This is a genomic window from Sphingopyxis sp. KK2, assembly GCF_001990265.1.
Taxonomy (GTDB): Bacteria; Pseudomonadota; Alphaproteobacteria; order Sphingomonadales; family Sphingomonadaceae; genus Sphingopyxis.
Genome location: NZ_LYVN01000229.1, coordinates 1 through 3,539 on the forward strand (window position 1 = coordinate 1; position 3,539 = coordinate 3,539).

At 66.2% G+C, this 3,539-nt stretch carries 4 protein-coding genes; all 4 read right to left on the minus strand.

Annotated features, from left to right (window positions below; genetic code table 11):
- The coding region (locus B1A78_RS20910; protein ID WP_144037941.1) for a hypothetical protein at positions 1-1,013 on the minus strand (1,013 nt) is incomplete at its 3' end.
- Positions 1,014-1,103: 90 nt separating this feature from the next.
- The gene (locus tag B1A78_RS20915) at positions 1,104-2,177 is read right to left on the minus strand and encodes a hypothetical protein (protein WP_144037942.1); all 1,074 of its coding nucleotides are present in this window, start codon (positions 2,175-2,177) and stop codon (positions 1,104-1,106) included.
- Between the two features lie 4 nt (positions 2,178-2,181).
- Positions 2,182-3,135, minus strand: a complete 954-nt coding sequence (locus B1A78_RS20920) for a hypothetical protein (RefSeq protein WP_144037943.1) — start codon at positions 3,133-3,135, stop codon at positions 2,182-2,184.
- Position 3,136: 1 nt separating this feature from the next.
- Positions 3,137-3,539 (minus strand): hypothetical protein (locus B1A78_RS20925; protein ID WP_218668017.1); only part of this gene is annotated, 403 nt, incomplete at its 5' end.

Sequence of the window (3,539 nt, forward strand, 5' to 3'; positions counted from 1 at the left end):
CCGACGCCTTCGGCCATTGCGCGCTTGGCTTTCCATTCGTCGAGCAATTCGCGCCGCGCGTCGGTCGCGGGCGGCATCAAATCGGCCGGCGGCTTGCGGTCGTCGACGATGCGGTCGCGCGGCACATAGTTCGGCGATTGATAGCCATATTCGCGGTGGAGCAGCGGTTCGATCTCATAGAGCGCGATATCGCCCGGCTCGGCCTCGCGATAACGGACGCGGTGCGATTCGCTGTGATCCTCGGGACCGAAGCTGTCGCCGTCGGGGATGACATAGCCGTTCGCGGTTGTCGCAACGCGCAGGAAGGCGAGGATCGTCTCGAGGTTCGCACCCCATGGCAATTCGCTCGGCTCGATCAGGATTTCGCGATCGACGAAGTGGCGCGCGCCGAAGGTGCGGATGCCCGCCAGCGCCTTGCCGTCGGCCGTCTCGCCGCCACCGAACAGATAGGGATGGATGTGGAGCAGGCTCGGCGGCGCCATCTCGGCGAAGCTGTCGAACTTCTCGCCGGGGATCAACTGGTTGCTCTGCGTCCAGTGAACGACGCTCGCCGGCACCGCGTCCTGCGCGATACGCGACAGCAAGGCGCAGGCTTCGAGCCGGCGCAGGAATTGCGGCAGGTTGGAGCCGGGCCGGGCATAGCCGATCGTGTCGAGCATCCGGTCGATTTCGGGGCTCGACCCCAATGCGCCGTGCGACACGCCGATCAGGATGTGCGAGCGATGGCGCATCAGCCGCTCGGCGATGTCGGGGCAATAGATGCGCGTGATCGCCGAGGCGAGCGACTGCTTGAACGCCTCGGCATTCGCGGGTCCCGCGACATATTCGATCGTGATCATCAACTCGCCGCCGCCGAACAGGCGATAAAAGACCCCGGGTTTGGCCTCGACGATATTGTACGGCAGGCTGCCCTTCGCCGCCTCGATCTGGAGGAAGCTGCGCATCACCGTCTCGAGATGTGTCAGGGGCCGGTCGAACAGCAGCGCCGACTGGATTTCATGGGGAAAATTCATGGTCGGCTCGTGCTGTTGCTGGTTGGTCGATCCCTCCCTAGCGCACGAGCTTTGAACTTTGGTTAATCGCAGAGGGACGCCGGTGCGGCGTCAGCTGCCGACCTTCTTGAAGGTCACCGCCGCGTCTTCGGCGGGTGCGATTTCACGCGTTCCCTTGCGTACCGTCCCGTCGGGCCATTTGACCTGATAAACGAAGCGCCCCGACAACGGTTTGGGGACGCCGGTCTCGATCTCGTTCCACCGGCATTTGAAGCGGTCCCACGGATCGGCATTTTTGCGTTGGCACAGCTTGAACGCAAAGGCGCTGACCATCAGCACCTCGCCGCTCGGCGGGCTGGTCTGAAAGACGATGCCGGGCCTATAGTCTCCGCGAACGGCGGCGGTGGCGGGGCCGCGCCGCGGTGCAGGCGAGGCGACCATCGCACTGCCGGTATCGCCAACCGCGAATTTCCCGGGGCCGGCGAGTGTGCGGACCTTGCCTGCCCGGACGATCTCGACCCGATCGCCGGGTCGCAGCACCAACTGCTCCTCGCGGCCGAGCTTCCGGCCCACCGGATAGGTGCGTGCCGATGGTCCGACCGAGCGGACGACTACCGCGTATATTACTGCTGCCGCCTCGTCGTAACCGAGCATGCGCGGCAGTTCGGATGCCCTTTTCAGGCGATCCGCTTCGATCGCCGTCGTCAATTCGCGCGCCGCAGCGATTTCGATATCGTTTGCGACCGTGCCGTCGGGCGCCGCCGCTTCGACCAGTTTGCGTTCATAGGCGGCAAGCGGTCTGGCAAAGACGGCATCGGGAAAGCCGGCCGCGACCAGATTCTGCCGCAACCGGGCCACGCTCAGCGCGATATCGCCATAGCGCCGGACCGCGGGATCGCTCTCGTCGGCATTGATCCGCAGCGGCAGCGGATCGACGGGATCGAAGCAAAGTCCGCCACCGGTCGCGCAGTTGCCGACGAAGGTCTGGCGGTCGCGCGGCGCCTCCGCAATCTGCGCCTCGGCGGCGATCCGCACATCGCGATAGTCGGCCGGATACCATTTTTGCGGCGGCACCTGTTCGGCAAGCGCAGCCATGTCGGTCGCATCGGGAGGCAAATCGTCCTGCGCGGCCGCCGGCGCGGCCAGGGCCAGTGCGGCGACCACGCCAATGCCCCGACGCTTCACGGGTTCAACTTCCCGTCTTCTTGAAGGTCACGACCGATGCCGGGTCGCCGTCCTCGCCCGCGACGATTTCGCGCGTGCCCTTGCGCACGGTGCCGTCGGGCCATTTGACCTGATAGACATAGCGGCCCGACAATTGCTTCTCGACGCCGGTCTCGATCTCGTTCCACTTGCATTTGAAGCGGTCCCATGGATCGGGCGTCTTGCGCGTGCAGACCTTGAACGCGAAGGCGTTGGCGAACAATACTTCGCCGCCCGGCGGGCTGGTCTTGACGATCACCGGCGCGCCTTCGCCGGCGCCGCAGCCACCCTCGATCACCACCTTGGGCAATTTGGGCGCGAGGCGCAGGCGGTTCGCCTCGATCTCGGCCGCGAGGACATAGGCGGGCGAACTCTCCCAGTCGGATTCGACATCCGCCGCCTCGGCCTCCGCCATGGCGGCTTCCTCTGCCGCGGCCGCCGCCTCGGCGGCCGGGTCGCCGTCGGGCGGCGACAGGCCGGCGTCGATCAGTACTTCGGCGTCGCTGCGCTTCGCGGCTTCCTCGACCAGCGCCTTTTCATATTTGGCGAGCGGCGCGGCATAGGCGGCGAGCGGGTAGCCCAGCCGTTCGAGTTCGGAGCGGATGCGCGACACGTCGACCGCGATGCGCGAATAGCGGATCATCGCGGCGTCATAATCGGCATAATCGCTGTAATAATCGGCGCTGCAGTCGATCACGTCGTAGCGCTTGCCGGTGCCGTCGTCCCAGTCGGTGACCATATATTTGAGCTCGCGCGGTTCCTCGGCCATCTGTGCCTCGGCGGCGATGCGGATGTCGTAATAGCCTTCGGGATACCAGCTTTGTGCGGGCACCTTGGTCTCGATCGCCTTGAGCTTCGCGGCATCGGGCGGCGCCTGCGCCGCGGCGGGGAGCGGTAGTGCGAGTGCCGCCAGCATCGCCATCATTCCAGCCTTGCGCATCTCATCCCTCCTGTTTCAGCTTGCGCGGCCCGCCGAGCCAGCCCGCGACCAGCAGTGCCGCCGCCGCCGCCGCGAGCATCCACGCGCCGGCGAGCATCAGCTTCACCCGCCCGATCGATGCCGCCGTCCACAGCGCCGCCTCGTCATAGGCCGCGTCGATCAGCGCGTCCGACGGGAGGTCGGGGCATTCGCCTTCGTACACCAGCTTCGCATCGGGGGTGCATTCGGTGCCGCGTACCAGCGGCGTGCCGCGATCGCCTTCGATCACATAGCTGCTATGCGCCCAGCCATAGGTCGCGGCCGAAACAACCAGCAACGCCATCAGCACGCCCTGCACGCCGCGCTTCGTCCACCATTTCGCCTGACCGCTGCCAATCACGCCGGCGGGAATGGCGAGCGCGACC

Bases quoted from the DNA above. Each gene is read 5' to 3' on its own strand.
- B1A78_RS20920 (WP_144037943.1), bottom strand. From the start codon at position 3,135: ATGCGCAAGGCTGGAATGATGGCGATGCTGGCGGCACTCGCACTACCG.